Origin of the sequence: Streptomyces lacaronensis (assembly GCF_047337785.1) — a bacterium.
In the GTDB taxonomy this organism is placed as follows: domain Bacteria; phylum Actinomycetota; class Actinomycetes; order Streptomycetales; family Streptomycetaceae; genus Streptomyces; species Streptomyces lycopersici.
In genome coordinates, this window is record NZ_JBLHDK010000003.1 from 4,964,159 (window position 1) to 4,982,334 (window position 18,176).

Here is an 18,176-nt window from a genome sequence, read left to right on the forward strand (position 1 = left end):
GGCGGCCAGGTCGCCAACATGGACCCCCCGACGATGTGGCGGGCCACCACCGTGCAGGCGTGCGGACTGTGGCCGTTCGCGGCCGGGTCGGGCGCGCCCATGAGCGGTGTCCCACTGGGCCGGCACCTGTACACCGGAGCCACCGTGTGCGGCGACCCGCTCTCGTGGTTCACCCGCGCCCAGTACATCTCCAACCCCTCGCTGTTCATGCTCGGCATGCCGGGCCTCGGCAAGTCCACCCTGGTCAACCGCATGCTCATCGGGCTGGCCGCCACCGGTGTGGTCCCGTTGGTGCTGGGCGACCTCAAGCCCGACTACGCCGACACCGTGCGGGCGCTCGGCGGTCAGGTCATCTCCCTCGGGCGCGGGGTGGGCGGCATCAACGTCCTCAACCCCGGGGCCATGGGCGCCGCCGCGAAACGCATCGGCGGCGATGCCGGGCGCGAGCTGGCCGCCGAGACCCACGGCCGTGTCCTCAACATGGTCGCCGCGCTCATCACCATCGTGCGTGGCCGTGCCATGGACGACCACGAGCAGTCCGTGCTCTCCGCGGCGCTGCACCATCTGCGCGAGCGCACACCGGAGGACCGCCAGCCGCTCCTGCCCGACCTGCTGCGCATCCTCGCCGAAGGGCCGGACCGGGTGCGGGCGGTGACCCTGGACCGCGGGGACGAGACCCGCTACCGCGACGCCGTGGACCCGCTGCACCGGTCGCTGCTGGGCATCCTGGACGGGCCACTGGGTGACACGTTCGCCTCCGACACCTCCACCCGCATCGACCTCGACGCCACCGCGGTGTGCGTGGACATCTCCCGGATCGGGGAGGCGGACACCCAGCTCACCGCGGCGGCGATGCTGGCGGCCTGGTCCGACGGACTGGGCGCGGTGGCCGCCTCACACGCCCTGGCGGACGCCGGACTCCGGCCCCGGCGCTGGTTCTTCACCGTGCTCGACGAGCTGTGGCGCCCGCTGCGCTCGGCCTCCGGCATCGTCGACCGTATCGACGCCCTGACCCGGCTCAACCGCACCCTCGGCCTGGGCGACGCCAAGATCACCCACACCCTGAAGGATGCCGAGGCGCTGGGTACCGACTCCGACCGGGCCAAGGCACGCGGCTTCGTCGAACGTGCCGGCATGGTGGTGTGCGCGGGGCTGCCGCGCCAGGAGATGGAGGACCTTGGCCACATCGTCGGTCTCTCCCGCCGGGAGATCGAACTGGTCTCCTCCTGGTCCTCGCCCCCGGGCTGGGCCGGGCACGGGAAGCGCGAGGAGCCGCCCGGCCGCGGCCGTTTCCTGATCAAGGTCGGTGGCCGTCCCGGTATCCCGATCCAGGTCGCCATCACCGATACGGAGCGGCGTCTGCACGACACCAACAAGCGCTGGGCGGCGAACGAGACCGTCCTCAAGAAAGCGTCCACATGAACCAGGCCGCGGCCAAGGGCCGGATGTACGGCAGCGAGCTGGCGCCGTGGGCCGTCGTCCTGGTGGCGGGCGTGGGCCTGGTACTTTTCGGCGGCGTGTGGCTCGGCGGAACCCTGGGGGCCCTGCTGACCGGCTCGGGCTGGCATCCCCCGCCCTTCGCCCTGGCGACGTTCGCCACCCTGCTCACCGACGGCCCGTCGAGTCTCTGGCCGGACGCGTCGCCGGTCGCCGTGATCGCCGGTATCGTCCTGGTCTTCGGCGCGGCGGGCGCCCTCGGCGTACTGGCCGTGCGACGGGTGATGCGGTGGGCGTCCCGGTCCAAGGGGCTGGCCGGGAAACGGGAGCTGGCCGCCATGTGCCCGGAGGGCATCGCGGCGCGCGCCCGTGAGCTGCGTCCCTCGCTCAAGGGCCGGGAGCAGCTCCATCCCGACGAGACGGGCAACCTGCTCGGCGACCTCGATCCGAGCGGCCCGGAACTGCGCTCCTCGTTCGAGGACGTGGAACTGGACCTGATGGCCCCGCGGGCCGGCAAGTCCACCGGCATCGCCGTTCCGCGTGTGCTGCGCGCCCAGGGTCCGGTGCTGCTGACCTCCAACAAGTCCGACGTCTACGCCGTCACCCGGGCCGAGCGCGAGAAGGCCGGCAAGGTGTGGACGTTCGACCCGCAGGGCATCGCCCACGCTCCGCGCGAGATGTGGTGGGACCTCCTCTCCGACTGCCACACCATCGAGGGCGCCCGCCGCCTGGCCGGACACTTCGTCGCCTCCGTCAACGACGACCAGTCGAAGAAGGACTTCTTCATCTCCGCGGGCCAGAACACCCTCACCGCCCTGTTCCTCGCCGCCGCCCGCGGCAAGGCCACCGTGCCCGACGTGCTGGCCTGGCTCGCCAGCCCCGCCGATCGCACACCGATCGACCTACTGCGGGACGTCAACATGTTCGCCATGGCCGAACAGTTGCAGGGCACGGTCCGGGGCGCGGTGGAGACCCGCGACGGCATCTACGAGACCGCCCGGCAGTGCGTGGCCTGCCTGCTCGACCCGGACGTCCTGGCCTGGGTGACGCCCGATCCCACGCGTCCGCAGTTCAAGCCGCACATGCACGTGCTGGGCAAGGACACCTTGTACCTGCTGTCGAAGGATGGCGGCGGCTCGGCCGCGGGCGTGATCGCGGGCCTCGCCGACGCGACGATGCGCGCGGGCGTGGTCGCCGCCGAGCGGATGGGCGGTCGGCTCGACCCGCCGATGACCGCGGTCCTCGACGAGGCCGCCAACGTCTGCCGCATCTCCGACCTGCCCGACCTGTACAGCCACTTCGGTTCGCGCGGCATCAACGTGGTCACTCTGCTGCAGAGTTACCGCCAGGGCAGCCGGGTCTGGGGCGACGCGGGAATGGACGCCCTGTGGAGCGCGGCCACGGTCAAGCTGCTCGGCGCGGGACTGGACGACGCCGACTTCGTGGAGAAGGTCTCCAAACTCGTCGGCAACCACGACGTGCGCACCCCGTCGATCTCCAAAAGCAAGGACGGCACCTCCCGCTCCTACTCCTACCGGCTGGACCCGGTGCTGCCCGCCGACCGCATACGGGCGCTGCCCAAGGGCACCGCCCTGCTGCTGGCCACCGGTGTGCGGCCCGCCCTGATCCGCCTGCGTCCCTGGTACAAGGAGCCGGGCGCGGGCGCCATCTCGGCGGCGGCCAAGGCCGAGACGGCCGCCATCACCGAGCGGGCCGCCCGCGCCTGGGCTGGCACCCCGACGGCCGCCGACGCCTCGACCAGGTGGCAGCGGGGCGCGGTACGGCTGGAGAAGCCGTAGCCCGGGAGGCGTCAGGGCCTGCGTGCCAGCGTGGCCGCGCGCAGCAGCCACTCCGCCGGTCCGTACCGGACGCGGCGCAACAGCCACTTTCCGGTGGCTAGTTGCGCCGCGTACAGCACGAAGCACCCCGCCAGCACGGCCCCGGTGCCGTAGCGCCCGTACCAGCCCAGACCGTAACCGGTGAAGACCAACGCCATCACCAGGGACTGGGTGAGGTAGTGGGTCAGGGACAAGCGGCCAGCCCCGGCCAGGAGGCCTACGACGTGGCGGCCGGACCGGGTCCGCGAAAGGCGGCGCGACAGGAGCAGCAGGCCGCACGCGTAGGCCGCGGTCAGAGCCGGGGCGGTGAGCACTCCCACCGCCGAGCCGACTTCGTACCAGCGCGCGTCCAGCGGCCCGTTGCGGCAGATCGCCATGAACACGCCTCCGGCCAGGCCGACCGGCAGCCCCGTGACGGCGATCTGCACCATCCACGCGCGGTGCCTGCCGGTGTCGGCGAGCAGCCGACGGCGGCCCGCGGCAAGGCCCACCAGGAACGCCGCCAGCATGTCGGCGCCGTACAGGACGTTCCAGCCCAGCTCGTCGCGCAGCCACCGCACGTTGGCCCGCACGACCGACCCGGGGCCTCCCCGACGGTCCGCCGCCATCTCGTGCGCCGCGGCCGTGACGTCCTGCGGACGCAAAGGCTCCGCGACGGCGGCCGTGAACAGCCCCCAGGCCAGCAGGCACATCGCGACACCGACGACGAGCCAGGCCGCCGCCCGTAGAGCGGTGCGCGGCACGATGTCCCGGACCGCGAACAGGACGAGGCTCAGCGCCGCGTATTCCATCAGGATGTCCCCGGGGAACAGCAGGACGCCATGCGCGAGGCCCAGCAGGAACAGACAGCCGAGCCGCCGCAGATGCCGGGGCCCGAAGGGCACCCCCGCCCGCTCGGCCGACAGCCTCTGCAGGGTGAAGCTGTACCCGAACAGGAACGAGAAGAGCAGATAGAACTTGGCGCTGACCAGCGCCGTGACCAGCCACCCGGCCACCTCGTCCACCCACGACACCACCGCCTCGCCCCCCGGACCCACGTGCGGCCCGGCCATGCTCTGGACGTTGACCAGGAGGATGCCCAGTAGAGCGAACCCGCGCAGGACGTCGATGTCCCGTACCCGGTCGTGCCCGGACACCGCCTCAGCGCTGGACAAGGTCTGGATACGGGGCGAGAAGTGCACGGTGGGCCTCCGTGGCCAATGCGCCGGCAGGACGGGAACGGGAGGAGCCGCGACCGGCCTGGGGCACCCACCCACAGGCTCTTCGCCGACCGCGGTCAGGAGTTCACCACGGAAGCCCCTCGTCAACGGTTCAATCGGCGCCGTCCGGCGGGACCACTCGTCCCCCGGCCACCAAATCCGTTTCGCCAACCAGTTGAACCGATATGCACTAGCTCGCGTTTGTTCCTCAGAGCACAGATCCGACATAAGAAGGAGGTCGCGATGGATGGCTCCGGCTCAAGGTCATCTGGCGATTCAGAGGCCGAGAGGATTCTGAACGCGCGCATGTTCATTGACGGGCAACGCCCCATCGGGTACCCCCAGCCGTACACCGGCCAGCAGCCGGCCTACCCGCCACGCAACTACGGAAACCCCGGGCCAGCCCCACAGCCCCCCATCACGGGGCAGAACATCGGGAACCCCCAGCCGTACACCGGCCAGCAGCCGGCCTACCCGCCACGCGACTACCGAAACCCCGGGCCAGCCCCACAGCCCCCCATCACGGGGCAGAACATCGGGAACCCCCAGCCGTACACCGGCCAGCAGCCGGCCTACCCGCCACGCAACTACCGAAACCCCGGGCCACCCCCACCACCCCCCATCACGGGGCAGAACATCGGGAACCCCCAGCCGTACACCGGCCAGCAGCCGGCCTACCCGCCACGCAACTACCGAAACCCCGGGCCACCCCCACCACCCCCCATCACGGGGCAGAACATCGGGTACCCCGTGCTGACCCAGCCGCCAACCATCCCGCCACGCGACTACAGAAACCCCGGGCCACCCCCACAGCCCCCCATCACCCAGGAAGCGCGACGGCTACAGCCGAGCTACATGGAGCCGCAGCGGCAGCCGACATCGGGATTCAGCTCAGGCTCGGATGACGCCCCGCGTATGCAACGGAATCCCAGCAACCTAGTCAAGGGTCGGGGCCCCGGCCCCAAGAGGCCCTAAAGCTTCCTCCTGAGACAGCCGGTCGGCCGTTCCTTCGCGCTTCGAGCCCTCGAGCAACGTCGCGTGAGGGAATGGCCGCTGGTGCAGAGTCACGGCGCCGTCATTCAAGGCGTTTCCCCCTCGAAGAAGTCATGTCCCGCGCCAGAAGCGGATGCGACGTGTCGTCAGGGATGCAGGGTCGGCCACGGTAAGGTCGATCTGCTCTTCACAGCCCGCGCGCACTCGCAGGTAAAGGGCAGCACGACGTCCGAGCCATCCCCGAGCGCCCGTGCCCACAGTCGGGTGAAGCAGGTCTGGTACGGGACGACGAAGGCGCGGTTGGCGTAGCGGAGGAGCTGGCGTCGTCCCGCCGGGCTCGTCGCCAGCGGCCCACGGGCGAGCACATCGACGAAGTGGCCTTCGACCTCCTTGACGACGTGCTCCGGACCGCACGAGCCGTCGACCACCACCACCCGCCCCCCGAAGCGCTTCGCCTCTGCCGCGATCACTTCGCCCAGGTGCTGGTAGAAGTCCCGTACACCGGGGTGCAGGTCGCGCTCGTCGAGCCGGTCCCGCTGCGGCTCCGGGATCGGCAAGAGCCATAGGGCCGGGACCGGGCCTGCCGATCACCTCCGGCGTGATCGGCGTGCCCTCGGCGATCGTCAGCGGCGCGGCGGGCAACGCGCGCAAGTCGTCCCAGACCATGGGGCCGCGCACCTGGTGCAAGGAGATCGCGAGCCGGTCCTCCATCGGCGCCGACCAGCGGTCCGGGACGGGCATCTCCTCGTACCGGATCGCGGCCGGATGGCCCGCGGCGATCGCCCGGTCCCGGTGCTCCCAGGTGTGCGCGTCGGGGTTGTACCACCGCAGCCCGTGGCGGCGGGCGAGCAACCGGGCGACCGTGGTCTTGCCCACGCCCGGCGTTCCGCCCAGCCACAGCACGGATTCGAGGCCATTCGTCAACCAGCGCCCTCGAAGGCCGGGATCGACGGCCAGCCGCCGACCAGACGCACCAAGTCGGTACGGGCGGTAGGCGTCGTGCCCATCACCGGCAGTTCGCCGCGCCTGGCACCGTCCAGGAGCGCCCGGTCCGGCAGCAGCCCGGGGCAGGGGCCGGACGGGCCCGGCTCCAGGCGGCCGTCAGCGTGGAAGTCCAGGCACGGGGCAACCGTCCAGCCGCAGGACGGATCGGCCTCCAGGACCTCGGTATCGCGGGCGAGGGACATCTCGTCAGGCAGCAGATCGTCACAGTCGACGCAGCGCAGCAGCGTTCCGGTGGCGCGTGCCAACCCCATCGTGCGGTCCTGAGCGGCTCCATCCCAGCGGCCAGCGCCCGGCCCGTTCCCGGCACCCACCACGGTTCAACCGGCTCCGTCCGGCGGCCAGGCGAAACGCAGTCCGAACGCGCTGCCGCACCGACAAGGGGGATACGGCAGCGCGCCTCTGGCCATGATCCGGCAGAGGCCCCGGAGGCCAACGCCGAGGCCCGGGAGGCGCCTCGGCGTTGACGTGCCTCAGCTCGTGCCACGCACGTCACGGATCAGGGGTGATGCCTTGGTCCCTGGCTCTGACCAGGCCCGAACCCGTGGCTATGGTTCCCAGCGGGAGTGGAGGCCGAATGGCTGGGTGCACCCACCTGGCCATTCGGTCCGAGGGATTGGACAGTCCCAGCAGCAGGCTGCCTATCCGCCGGATAGTAACTCGCATATCCGGTCAATCGCTGGCCTGAAGTGAAGCTGTAGGCCGACGGATTCGCAGGCGCCTCTGGCCGTGGGCCTCAGCGAACGAGGGAATATTCGCCCTCCCGATCCTTGCGTTGGCTTGCTGATTCCTCGCCGCCGTACGGGCGCGCTGCGTCGACTCCGCAGCTCGTTGGTCGGCATACCTCGTCAGTTCAATACGCCCCGCCGACTCAAAATACGCAGCGTGCTGCTGCCACTGCCGGGCATCTTCGGCGGCAGGTCGCGAAGCAGCCTGCGACGGGGTCAAAAGGGCGGGTGGAATATTCCGCCGCCCGCTGGAAGGTGCCGCATTGCCGCCCGCTGGCGGGTAACCGCACCTTGATGACATTTCCGCACTTCCTCTCTCTCGACCGTTTTGCTTTCAAAAGCGACCAACCTCAGCCGGTCAGGGTCCGGGACGGAATTGCCCTGTCCGAGCCCTGTTTGCCCTCTGGCGCGCCACAACGGATATACAGCATCAACGGTTCAATCGGGGGTTGCCGGTCAGTGGTGCCGCCCCGATCACCGTTTCGTACTGCCTTCCGGCAACTTGCCCCGCTGCCGCTCGCTGAGTTGGGCGGGAGGCGGCTGGTAGTTCTGGTCAGAGCCCTGGGTCTGTTGGGCGTAAGCGGTGTTGCTGTTGTGAGAGCCGCTACTCGCTTGCGCGTCGACACCTTTGGCGTACTCCTCGGCGACCCGCTTGAGCCGCTCGTTGTCTACGGCGTAGTACGCATGCTCGCGACTCTGCGGGTGCTGACCGGAGTGCGTGTAACGCCCCACGTCGACGAGTGCCGTCCCCGTCGTCAGCACGTTGCCGGCGGCTTGCGTCCACTCCGCCGCGGTCTTCGCGTCATTCCCGTATTTCCTGTAGGAGCCTGATGGCGGAGCGCGTAGTTGCCTGGGCACATGGACCTGACGGAGGCGCGTGTCCCTTGTACGCGCGGCATTGACCGAGTTGGTGAAGCACTACGCGCACGACCAGCTGGTTGGAGTCTCGTGCATCGCGAAGGGTTCCGACACCCTGTTCGCCGAGGCCGTACTGGAGGCTGGCGGACGTCTGGTGGTGGTGCTTCCGTCGCAGGACTACCGGCAGGCGAAGTGAAGCCGGACCACGCCGAGGTCTTCGACCGGCTCGCGGGTGCCGCGAGCGAGGTGCTCGTCATGCCGCACGCTACGGCAAATCGGCAGGCGTATGAGACAGCGAACGCCGCCCTCCTCGATCGCGCAGACCGCCTCGTCGCCGTCTGGAATGGGCAGCCGCCCACCGGGAAGGGCGGCGGCACTGCGGATGTGGTCGAGCAGGCGCGGCAGGCGGAAGTGCCCATTGATGTCGTGTGGCCGGAAGGCGCAGCGCGGCGAAGCTGAGCAGCACGCCCCCTCGCCCGGTCCGAGGACCAGACGAGGGGCAGCGAGCCAGTCCGTCAGCGAGCGAGTGCGACGGTGATCTCCTCATCGGGACAGTCGGAAGCGAGCTGCCCCAGGGCCGCCGCCTCGTCGGCGCCGACGGACAGCTCTCAGCCGAGGCTGACAGAGCTGCCGCCCGCCCAAGTCTGGGCCCGGGAACTGGATGCCGGCACCTACTGGTGCTCGCTCTCGACGATGTACCGCATCCTGCGGACCGCCGGGCAGAGCGGCGGCAGCCGACGCCAGGCCACTCACCCGGCCGAAGCCAAGCCGGATCTGGCCGCCGACGGGCCCTCGCAGGTCTGGTCGTGGGACATCACCAAGCTCCGCGGGCCAGGCAAGGGCGACTGGTACCACCTATATCTGCTCATCGACATCTACAGCCGCTACGTCACCGGCTGGACCGTCGCCGCACGAGCACCGGCCCTCGGCCTGCACACCCCGGCCAGCGTCCACTTCGGCACCGCCGACCCCGTCCACCAGCAGCGGGCCGCCACCCTCACCCAGGCGTACGCCGCCCACCCCGAACGCTTCGGCCGACGACGCTGGACAATCATGCGCCAATCGCGTGGAACGCAGCTTCCGCGGAGACACATGGAACGGCAGGACAGGAGCGATCTGGGGCCGCGGGTGGCGAAGTCCCGCCGGTGGCGGGACTCTGACACGAACGACTGCTCACCATGTTCGATCTGTGGACCAACTACCGAACTGACCAGGGCGAGAGCCTCCGAAGCGGACCACAGTAGCGCCGTCGAACGATTGAACCATTGGAGCCGTCATGCCGTTGTTGCTCGCCAGTGAGTCACGCAAACCTGGTGACGGCGCAAGTCAGTCCATTCTGCATACAGTGGCGGGCCGCAGGTGCCCCGCAAGCAAATGGAAGTACGTCCGACACCGTTCCCATCGTCGTCGACACCAGAGGAAAGGAAGTTGAGATAAATGCCGACTTTGCTGCAACAATTGGACGAGCTCGAAACCCTGAGGACGTTCAACCGACGCTCCGGCTCGGATAGATTGCCGCATGACGAGACAACGGAGAATTTGCGCCAAAATTCAGAGCTTGCACGGAGAGCTTACCGTGACGCCGAAAACCGTCTCGGCGCAACCATGGGTGACTCGCGAAGCGGAAGAAACGAACTCGCTCGGGCTGTGACGAATCGTGATACCGCGGGGCGGGGCTGGCTGAACGTCGGGATAGAATACGAGAACCTCATGTTCAACAGGTTGATCAACCGACAGGAAGAGCAGGGGAATCCTGCGGCGCGCTGGGCGGAGGGCAGGTCGTCTGGGCAGGACAGGAGGCAAGATTATTCGCCGCCCCCGCCGGATCACTACCGGGGGAACAGTCGACGGAACGGCCACGGGCCACATCGCCCTAGGTGACCCGTTGGAGGTCTCGGCACTTGCCAAATCCGAGCAGAACCCAACTTTCGGTGACGGTCGAGAGCCCCTGCGGCCTGCTCGTTGATGCACACAGGCGTTGCGCGAAGCTCACGGGCGGTCCTTTCCTCGCGAGCCAGGTGGGGTTGGCTTAACCGATGACCTTTGTGTGGTGTCGGGCCTGGGGCTGACGTCGCCTCAACTCGCGGAGGGCGCGACCGGCTACATCACGCGACGAAGTCCAGTAGCCAACCCGCAGCCCGGGACACCATTGATGGTCCAGCGCCACTACCTGCCCGCCCAACCGGAAGGCAACGTCGAGACGTCTCAATCACTTCCCCGTGAAAGCCGAGGGCCGAAGGGACCGTTAGCGTTCTCGCCGCCGCGTAGCTCGCGCGGAACAGCTCCAGGGCGCGCTCCGCGTCGTTGGGTGTGTTTACGCAACCGCACCCGATGCGGCGGCACTTCCACGGCCTGGACGTCCGACCCGGGGTACGCCTCCAGCGGCCCGTACCCGGCGGCCGGATCAGCCGTTCGGCCCGTTCCGCTCGCTCGGCGGGCCCCTTGCGCCAGAGCTTCACTGGCGCCTCCTGGTCAGCCGGGGATCGCGGCGCGCAACGCTTCGCGGAGGACGGCCGCCTCCGTCAGGTACTCGTCGCCGGGAAGTACGCGCCAGTGCACGCCCGGCCCCTCCGTGAAGCGCTTGGGCGGCACGGCGATGTAGCCGACACTCCTGTCGGTGGTACGCACCACCGTGGCGTGACTGGTCTCCCAACTGTCGGCAGCACCCGGCTCCACGAACCAGTACAGCGCACCGTAGTGGCAGATCACCGCGCCCGTCCGCTCACCGAGGAGTTGCAGAATGCGGTCGCCGAGAGGCGCTTCGACGCGTACCGAATCCCACCACACGCCGGTGCGCTGCGCCTCGGGCTGCTCGGTCGGCGGTGTCCACCAACCGATGGCGGTCGTGTCACTGTTACGGATCACCGGACGGAGGCCACCGATACCGGCCAGTCCACGGTCAAGAGACAGCGGCACGCGGATTTCTCCGGTGCCGCTGTCGGTGGTCATCGATGCCCCGCAGCGAGGCGAGGCGTGCCACTGCATGATGCTGGCCATATGAGCCCCCGATCGGTAGACGCGCTGTCAGAGAGCCGTCACCGTAGGAGCGTTGCTGGTGAGGAAGGGGGACAAACTGTCCCTGGTATCTGCCTCGTCCCCCTCTACCCGACCGCCGTAACGCCGACTGCCTCAGCGAGCTGAGCGGCCTCACCACGAAGCGCACGGGGAGCCTTGCGCCACAAGTCTGCGGCCACGCTACGGCGGTCGGCGTGTAGGTGACAGTCTCAGCGCCGATGTCGTGGGCGAGCTTCATCACGTGCAGGGCGGCCGTGCGGTCGCCGCGCTGGAGATGTCCACGGGCCACCTCAACCCACAGGCGGGCCCGCCGCTCTCGTGAGGGCATGACGTCGGGGTCGATTTCGTCCGCCAGGCCCAGCGCGTGCTGAGCCTTCCGGAGGTCCGTTGCCACGGAGATCTCGTGGAAATCCACGTTCGCCCGTCCGAACACGGTGGAGGGGTGAACGTACGAAGCGGGCAGCGACTTCGCCACCTGGTTGCCCTTGTCCCAGAATCGCCACGCGTCGCCTTCGTTCCCCTCCCGAGCGTGAGTGACCGCCGCGTGCAGCTGGAGCGCGCCGTAGACACCGCGCCAGTCTTCGGGGGCGCTCTGGAGGTGCGGCCTGATCAGATCCGCAGCCTCCACAACCACTCCCAGCGCCTCCTCCGGGTACGAGGTCTCGCGAAGGATGTTGCCCATGTTCCACGCGGCGGCGGCGATCGCTGCGGGCTGGTCGGCCTGCTGGGCTGCGGCCGACGCCCGGTCGGCGACCACCCATGCCAGCTCGGCCGGGGCGACGTAGGCCGTCGCTTGCCCGGTCAGCCGGTACACGTCGGAAAGCGCCACGAGTGCCGCGCGGCGGTCCGCCCCGTGGAGGGTGCGGGCGGCGGCCTCGGCGTCCCGGATCAGGTCGGGCAGCAGCGCCCCGACCTCGGTGCGATTGCGGTTGGAGCTGTGCCACAGTCGCCATGTCTGGTCGACGCGGCCCTGAAGCGTGGCAGGCTCCAAAGGAGCCGACGGAGCTGGAGTCAGAGGCGGTTCATCACCGCCGTCCAAATGGCCGGCATGCCGGGGTGGTTGAGGCGCCCGAGCGGTACGGGCTGCGTCACGTCGGCTGGTCTCCCGGTGATGACGGAGAGGTCGGAGAGCTGGAGGGCAGCGGCCAGGCGGAGTAGCAGCGCGTGCGAGCGCAGTTCACGTTCGCCGGATTCGATCTTCTTCAACCAGTCGGGGCCGCGGCCGCACAGGTTGGCCAGTACGGAGCGGGACATGCCGCGCGACTCCCGCAGGACTTTGATGCGCTCACCGATGCTGAGGTCTTCGGGGATATCCACGTGTGCCCCTTCGTCTGGCGTCGTGCCGTCTCGATCAGGTTACGGCGGTCGTCGTTGTCTCGGCAGAGCCCAGCGCACACGAGAACGCCCCCTCGCCCAGGCCGAAGACCAGACGAGGGGCAGCGAGCCAGTCCGTCAGCGAGCGAGCACGACGGTGATCTCCTCATCGGGACAGCCGGAAGCGAGCTGCCCGAGGGCCGACGCCGGCGGGCCGTAGACCGGGCGGGTTGCTTTCCGGGTCCCCCGTCTTTGGGCGGATGCGGTCACCGACGGCCTGGCGGCGGGCAAGGACCCGGGCGGGCGGAGCCCTCTCTGTCAGCCTCGGCTGAGAGCTGTCCGTCGACGCCGTCGAGGCGTCGGCCTGGTGGCAGCAGCACTCGCAGCGGTAGGTCATCAGGAGCGAGCCGACCTTGGCCGGCGGTACCGGCGCGAGCCGTTGCGGTATGCGCTCGTTTCGCGCCCCACCACGATCCGACACCGCAGAGCCAACGCTGGCGACGGCATAAGTGGCGGCGCCCCTCGGTGTGCTTCCGGCGATGGGGACGACCTCGCCCCAGCGCTTGGACCCGCTCTCGGCCTCCGTCACTGCCATGACGCCAGCATTGAACCAACACCCCGCCAACGACGTTGTATCTGTGCAACCGGACGTGCACGTGCTCGCCAACACTGAACCCAGCAACACGCAGGACTCCTTGAGAAGCCGTCCTCCACCAGAAGGGGCAAGTGAGATGGCAGGAGAAGAATATAGCGCAGCAGGCCTCTACTACCCAATATGGGCCGAACCCCGCAGCCGCGGGGGATACAGGGCCCACTCGGGGGATCCTGGGCGGATCCCCCTTGTTGCGCCCGACCTCCCCGAAGGCGCCTATGACGGTGTCTACGAAAGCACCACCGATAGGTTCTACGCGCGGATGCTGTGGGACGGGGGCAGTGAATTCTACCGCCATAGGTCCCAGGGGGGGTGGGAACCAATACCGGAAACCAGTCAGAACGTTCATAACCTGGCTCAGGCCGCCTTCGACAAGGTGGACGAGGCCTATAGGAAACAGGAGCAACCAGACGACGCCCTGGAGCCACAGCAGAACACGGCGCAATCCATTAATCCGGCGGACTACGCGGAACAAGTCACCCAGAGTCAACACCAAACGTTCCATAACCAGGAGTATTACACAGGATACGCCGATGGCCAGAATCCCCAACCGTCCTATGACTATGGGGAATCCTCCACCATGGGACAATACGCCAGGCAGTATTCACCAGCCTCTGACAGCAGCGCGGCTTCCTTCGAGAGCTACACTTCCATGAGGTGGAGCGAATCAAGAAACCGCTGGGTAGTCGGGCGTGAGCCCGTATCGGACAACGCGCCCGAGATTCCAGAAGACACCGCACTCGCCGCCTTCGACGCGGAGCACGGCAACGCCTACATCTGGCGTGAAGGCCAAAAGATGCCCGAAACCCATGTCGGCGGTAATTGGATCCAGGCCACGTCCAAAACCATGGCCAAGACCACGATGCAGTTCCTGGAAAATTACGGGATGGTCGGCGTCAAAATCGCCGCGAATGGCGCGCCGACTCTCACTACTGCGGCCCTAAACTGGGCGAAGGTCAACCGTGCCGACGAGATTGGGAACTACGTAGGAGGCGGCTTCAATACGTTGGTTACCGGATGGTCCATTAAAGAGAGACTACAGAACGCCTTTAGGGGCGGACATACGGATGTGGCAGCCGCAGTCGGAGACGTACTCCAGATGGCAAGTGCAACGATGAGCATGGCCAGTGGTGGCACAAGTGGGAAAAATCCCGAAGCATCCGAAATGCTCAAGAATCTAAACTTGGGTACCACCGCAGCAGTGACCGCGGCTCAGGGAATCGTACAGACCCAAGAAGCCAGAGCAGAGGTGGCGGAAAAGGAAAGGCGTCGGAAGGGGAAGAATCCCATCGAGGGCGGTGCGCACCAGTACTCCGGTACTGGCAAATCCTCGGGACGGGGAAGCGGTCGGTCACGCCGCAAGGACCTGCCAGAACGACCGCAGGAGACCCATAAGAAAAGCAGCCGCCACTACCGGTAGTTCGTTAAATCCGGAGGTAGAGGTCAATTCCGTGTCCGGTGGTGACTGCGTCGATCAGGGCCTGGAGCTCGGAGGGTGGGTCCGTGTCCGTCCATGCCCGCCACCATCGGCTGAGGGTGGTGGCGGGGGTGAGCCAGGAACGAATGGACCGTAACGCCCGGGGCCAGCAGGGCTAGCGGCTTGGGGGCGCTCCTCCCCGACGAGATCGACCGTGCAGTCGGACACGGCGCCTCAGGGCGCCGCGCCCCCCCGTGTCCCGCACAGCCGGTGCCGAAGACCGGTGTCCTAAGTTGCGAGGCGGACGAGTCGCATATAGCAGCAGCTGGCTGCGGCGAGATCGAGAAAAGCCAGGTAGTTGCGGGGATGGCACGTGTAACGGGGCTGAGTCTCCAGTAGCCGGACAGCCACGACATCGTTCTCTCGATCACTCACCTGCGACAGCCTAGTCATGCGCTGGACTCGATGCCTTTGTGGGCGATCCGGACTCCAATACGCTTGCCGGGTAACCATATCCGCGGGTCGAGATTATGCCGAAACAGCCACCGGACGAACTCGTGCGTGCCGCCGGTGGTGCCGGTGTCGGCACGATCAAGGTCTTGCGTTAACGCCGTCACCGCTTGGTCAGGATCCGAGGCCACCGGCCCGAAGAAGTCAGGCTCGACTCGCAGTCCCTCGAGGCCGCGGCCGACCGGCCGGTGAACCGTATGGGGCGGGCGTACGTGGTGGCCAGGGCACCAGCCAAGTTGAAGCCGCCGAGAGAGAGCAGGACGGGCATGTCCACTGAGGCCCCCGAGGTGTCCGAGGAGGAGCGGGACGAGGCACCCGCCGAGGAGGAGGCCGATACGACGACGGACAGCGCCGCTCCTCAGGAGAAGGAGAGCCCACCGCCCCCGCCCAAGCCGCACTTCATCCTCTACATGGACGGGCCTGAATACGCGCGGAACCTGCGGCAGTTGACCCTGTGGACCCACCACGTCCTGCTGCCCGTCTACGGCAGGGAGGTCACCTCCACGGCACCCTGGTGCTCCCGCTGGTGGGAGCATCCGGAAGCGGTCGCCCAGCTCCATGGGCTGTGGCTGGCCTGGGGGGAGCTGACCGGGCCCGGTTCCGGGATGTGCGGGCCCGCCAACTGGCACCGCGACTACATGATCCCCGTCATGGGCGTCCTGCGGGACCCGAACGGCCCCTTCGCCGCCTGCAAGCCAGGAGCCCACCGCTCGATGGAGAAGCCTCCCGTCGACGCCGTCGACCCCTTCGGCCCGCCGCCTCCACCACCCCCCTAGTGCTGTGACCGCATAGGTTCGCCGGGTCGGCGGTGGTGGCGGTTGGATGTGTGGTGACATCCGATCCGACCGCTGGAGGCGCGGTGGCTGAGCCTGTCCGTGTGCGCAGACTGACCGACCAGGAGGGGCAGAAGCTGCAGCAGATCGTACGCCGGGGCAGCACCAGCTCGGTGCGCTACCGGCGGGCAATGATGCTGCTGGCCTCGGCGGGCGGGAACCGGGTGCCGGTGATCGCCCAGCTGGTGCAGGCCGACGAGGACACCGTCCGGGATGTGATCCACCGGTTCAACGAGATCGGCCTGGCCTGTCTGGACCCTCAATGGGCGGGAGGCCGTCCCCGCCAACTCAGCCCTGATGACGAGGACTTCGTCATCGCGACGGCCACCACCCGCCCCACCAAGCTCGGCCAGCCTTTCACCCGCTGGTCGCTGCGCAAACTGGTCGCCTATCTGCGGAAAGTCCACGGCCGGATCATCCGCATCGGCCGTGAGACCTTACGCAGCCTGCTCGCCCGCCGCGGTGTCACCTTCCAACGCACCAAGACCTGGAAGGAATCACCCGACCCCGAACGGGAGACGAAGCTGGACCGGATCGAAGAGGTCCTGGACCGCTTTTCCGACCGCGTGTTCGCCTTCGATGAGTTCGGCCCGCTCGGGATCCGGCCCACCGCGGGCTCGGGCTGGGCCGAACGGAGACATCCCGACCGGCTGCCGGCCACCTACCACCGCACCCACGGGGTGCGCTACTTCCACGGCTGCTACTCGGTCGGCGACGACCGCCTGTGGGGCGTCAACCACCGCAGGAAGGGTGCCGTGAACACGCTGGCCGCGCTGAAATCGATCCGTGCCGCCCGGCCCGATGGCGCACCGATCTATGTCATCTTGGACAACCTGTCCGCCCACAAAGGCGCCGACATCCGCCGCTGGGCGAAGAAGAACAAGGTCGAGTTGTGCTTCACCCCGACCTACGCCTCGTGGGCGAACCCGATCGAGGCCCACTTCGGACCGCTGCGGCAGTTCACCATCGCCAACTCGAACTATCACAACCACACCGTGCAGACCCGGGCCCTGCACGCCTACCTGCGCTGGCGCAATGCCAACGCCCGCCACCGCGACGTTCTGGCCGCCGAACGCAAGGAACGCGCCCGCATCCGCAGTGAGAGAGGCATCCGCTGGGGAGGACGCCCCCTCACCACCGCGGCCTGACCAGCCAACCCAGTGATCGTTTCCGACCGCAGCGCGAGTCTGCAGGGGAATTATGCCTGAGACCGACGCCCGCCCGCCCGCCTACGCCTCCGGCCCGGAACTACCACCCGCCATCGCCCGGTCCAGGATCGCCGCAACGACCTCGGACTTGGCGTCGGCGTAGTTCTGCATGTACTCCCAGGACTGCCGGGACAGCGACCGCTTGGCGTCCGCGTAAAGCTTGCGGTCGCCGCTGTCCGTGCGCAGCCGGTCGCGGAAGCGCAGCATACGGACGACTTCCTGGCAGCCCTCGGGCAGGACGTGCAGGTTGGCTGATTCGCCGCTCGGGCCGAGGCCGTGTTTGCGCAGTACGCGGTGCTCGTACCATTCGGGCTCACGGATGACGAGCGTGAAGCCAAGGCCCTCCAGGGCCGGTACGTAGCACGCCTCGTCGCCAGAATCGGGGACGGTCAGGAGCATGTCGATGACCGGCTTGGCGGGCAGGTCCGGCACGGACGTGGAGCCGACGTGCTCGATCCGGTGGTCGACGTGGCCAAGGCGCTCACGCATGCGGGCGGCCTCCCGTTCGAAGACCGCGGGCCACCGCGGGTCGTACTCCCGCAGCGTGACCTGGCCGTTGAGCTTGGGCGGCGCGACCACGTGGGCCGCCTCGATCTCCTCGGCGGTCATGGGGATGCGCGGCACTTCCTCTTCGGGCCGTTCGGACACGGGAGCTCCCGTCACTTTGAGGCCATGGCGCCAGGGCTCTTAGGAATGGATTGGTGGCTCGTTGGCCCCGGCACGGCTGGTGGCCATCGTTGCACCACCACACATCCAACCGCCACGACCACCAACCCGGCGAACCTATGCGGTCAGAGCACTAGCCGCCGTGGCTCCTCCTCGGGCGAGGAGGTCAGCGCCGACAGCGCGGTCACGCGTCATACGTGGTGAGCAGGGTGAAGCAGCCCTCGTCGGGCGGAAGCCAGAGCACCGCGGTGAGACCGGTGACTCGGCCCCCGCCGCCCAACAGAGCCGGGACCCGCACAGATTCACCCTCGGCGCCGCGGCCGGCGGTCGGTGAACCGTCCGCCGGCGCCGGTGCTCGACCACGCGCATCACGCGCCTCGCTCGGCCGCCCTGACCCTGCGTCCAGCCAGCTCGGACCGAGGACAGAAAAGGCGCACCACCTCCACGACAAGGGCGTCGGAGGAGTGATGACGCGCTCCACTCGCACACCGGCCCCGGGAAGCAGC

General features: G+C 68.4%; 13 protein-coding genes and 3 pseudogenes. 7 read left to right on the plus strand and 9 right to left on the minus strand.

Annotated elements, in window-relative coordinates; translation table 11 throughout:
- Positions 1 to 18: 18 nt before the first annotated feature.
- Positions 19 to 1,422: an ATP/GTP-binding protein gene (locus ACMTAK_RS21085; protein ID WP_413812956.1), complete on the plus strand. Its 1,404-nt coding sequence runs from the start codon at positions 19 to 21 to the stop codon at positions 1,420 to 1,422.
- Complete coding sequence (locus tag ACMTAK_RS21090; protein ID WP_413807663.1) at positions 1,419 to 3,236, plus strand: TraM recognition domain-containing protein; 1,818 nt, start codon at positions 1,419 to 1,421, stop codon at positions 3,234 to 3,236. Before ACMTAK_RS21085 ends, ACMTAK_RS21090 begins: the two co-directional genes overlap by 4 nt.
- Before the next feature lie 11 nt (positions 3,237 to 3,247).
- Here ACMTAK_RS21090 and ACMTAK_RS21095 read toward each other — a convergent pair whose 3' ends face one another.
- The 3 genes from ACMTAK_RS21095 to ACMTAK_RS21105 form a co-directional block, all read right to left on the minus strand.
- Entirely contained in the window at positions 3,248 to 4,456 is a 1,209-nt protein-coding gene (locus ACMTAK_RS21095; protein WP_413807664.1) for a DUF418 domain-containing protein, read from the minus strand.
- Between the two features lie 1,157 nt (positions 4,457 to 5,613).
- Positions 5,614 to 6,024 (minus strand): hypothetical protein, encoded by a 411-nt coding sequence (locus ACMTAK_RS21100; RefSeq protein WP_413807665.1) that lies wholly within the window; start codon positions 6,022 to 6,024, stop codon positions 5,614 to 5,616.
- 363 nt (positions 6,025 to 6,387) lie between these two features.
- The gene (locus ACMTAK_RS21105; protein WP_413807666.1) at positions 6,388 to 6,723 is read right to left on the minus strand and encodes a hypothetical protein; all 336 of its coding nucleotides are present in this window, start codon (positions 6,721 to 6,723) and stop codon (positions 6,388 to 6,390) included.
- A 1,332-nt stretch (positions 6,724 to 8,055) separates the two neighbouring features.
- Here ACMTAK_RS21105 and ACMTAK_RS21110 point away from each other — a divergent pair.
- Positions 8,056 to 8,514 (plus strand): annotated as a pseudogene (locus ACMTAK_RS21110) (hypothetical protein).
- A 234-nt stretch (positions 8,515 to 8,748) separates the two neighbouring features.
- Positions 8,749 to 9,354: a DDE-type integrase/transposase/recombinase gene (locus ACMTAK_RS21115; protein WP_413807667.1), complete on the plus strand. Its 606-nt coding sequence runs from the start codon at positions 8,749 to 8,751 to the stop codon at positions 9,352 to 9,354.
- A gap of 1,173 nt (positions 9,355 to 10,527) precedes the next feature.
- On the opposite strand, the gene ACMTAK_RS21120 is transcribed toward ACMTAK_RS21115, so the two are convergent.
- The 3 genes from ACMTAK_RS21120 to ACMTAK_RS21130 are packed head-to-tail and all read right to left on the minus strand — an operon-like array spanning position 10,528 to position 12,387.
- Positions 10,528 to 11,004: a hypothetical protein gene (locus tag ACMTAK_RS21120; RefSeq protein ID WP_413807668.1), complete on the minus strand. Its 477-nt coding sequence runs from the start codon at positions 11,002 to 11,004 to the stop codon at positions 10,528 to 10,530.
- Positions 10,955 to 12,061 carry an XRE family transcriptional regulator gene (locus ACMTAK_RS21125; RefSeq protein WP_413807669.1) on the minus strand — a complete coding sequence of 369 codons (1,107 nt, stop codon included), beginning with the start codon at positions 12,059 to 12,061 and terminating at the stop codon, positions 10,955 to 10,957. Before ACMTAK_RS21125 ends, ACMTAK_RS21120 begins: the two co-directional genes overlap by 50 nt.
- A 20-nt stretch (positions 12,062 to 12,081) precedes the next feature.
- Positions 12,082 to 12,387, minus strand: coding sequence for a helix-turn-helix domain-containing protein (locus ACMTAK_RS21130; protein WP_413807670.1), 306 nt, complete (start codon positions 12,385 to 12,387; stop codon positions 12,082 to 12,084).
- Between the two features lie 1,025 nt (positions 12,388 to 13,412).
- Here ACMTAK_RS21130 and ACMTAK_RS21135 point away from each other — a divergent pair.
- On the plus strand, positions 13,413 to 14,456 hold the full coding sequence (locus tag ACMTAK_RS21135) for a hypothetical protein (RefSeq protein WP_413807671.1): 1,044 nt from the start codon (positions 13,413 to 13,415) through the stop codon (positions 14,454 to 14,456).
- 23 nt (positions 14,457 to 14,479) lie between these two features.
- Here the strand turns inward: ACMTAK_RS21135 and ACMTAK_RS21140 are convergent.
- A pseudogene (locus ACMTAK_RS21140) lies at positions 14,480 to 14,641 on the minus strand (IS701 family transposase); the annotation flags it as partial.
- Positions 14,642 to 14,741: 100 nt separating this feature from the next.
- Positions 14,742 to 14,977, minus strand: a pseudogene (locus tag ACMTAK_RS21145) (IS5/IS1182 family transposase); the annotation flags it as partial.
- Positions 14,978 to 15,373: 396 nt separating this feature from the next.
- On the opposite strand from ACMTAK_RS21145, the gene ACMTAK_RS21150 reads away from it, so the two are divergent.
- Positions 15,374 to 15,739: a DUF4913 domain-containing protein gene (locus tag ACMTAK_RS21150; protein ID WP_413812957.1), complete on the plus strand. Its 366-nt coding sequence runs from the start codon at positions 15,374 to 15,376 to the stop codon at positions 15,737 to 15,739.
- Positions 15,740 to 15,822: 83 nt separating this feature from the next.
- Positions 15,823 to 16,944: an IS630 family transposase gene (locus ACMTAK_RS21155; protein ID WP_413806491.1), complete on the plus strand. Its 1,122-nt coding sequence runs from the start codon at positions 15,823 to 15,825 to the stop codon at positions 16,942 to 16,944.
- 81 nt (positions 16,945 to 17,025) lie between these two features.
- On the opposite strand, the gene ACMTAK_RS21160 is transcribed toward ACMTAK_RS21155, so the two are convergent.
- Entirely contained in the window at positions 17,026 to 17,652 is a 627-nt protein-coding gene (locus ACMTAK_RS21160; RefSeq protein WP_413806490.1) for a GrpB family protein, read from the minus strand.
- Between the last annotated feature and the right edge of the window lie 524 nt (positions 17,653 to 18,176).

Coding starts and splice junctions, on each gene's coding strand:
- ACMTAK_RS21085 (WP_413812956.1), top strand. CDS start 19: ATGGACCCCCCGACGATGTGGCGGGCCACCACCGTGCAGGCGTGCGGA.
- ACMTAK_RS21090 (WP_413807663.1), top strand. CDS start 1,419: ATGAACCAGGCCGCGGCCAAGGGCCGGATGTACGGCAGCGAGCTGGCG.
- ACMTAK_RS21105 (WP_413807666.1), bottom strand. CDS start 6,723: ATGGGGTTGGCACGCGCCACCGGAACGCTGCTGCGCTGCGTCGACTGT.
- ACMTAK_RS21115 (WP_413807667.1), top strand. CDS start 8,749: ATGTACCGCATCCTGCGGACCGCCGGGCAGAGCGGCGGCAGCCGACGC.
- ACMTAK_RS21120 (WP_413807668.1), bottom strand. CDS start 11,004: ATGACCACCGACAGCGGCACCGGAGAAATCCGCGTGCCGCTGTCTCTT.
- ACMTAK_RS21150 (WP_413812957.1), top strand. CDS start 15,374: ATGGACGGGCCTGAATACGCGCGGAACCTGCGGCAGTTGACCCTGTGG.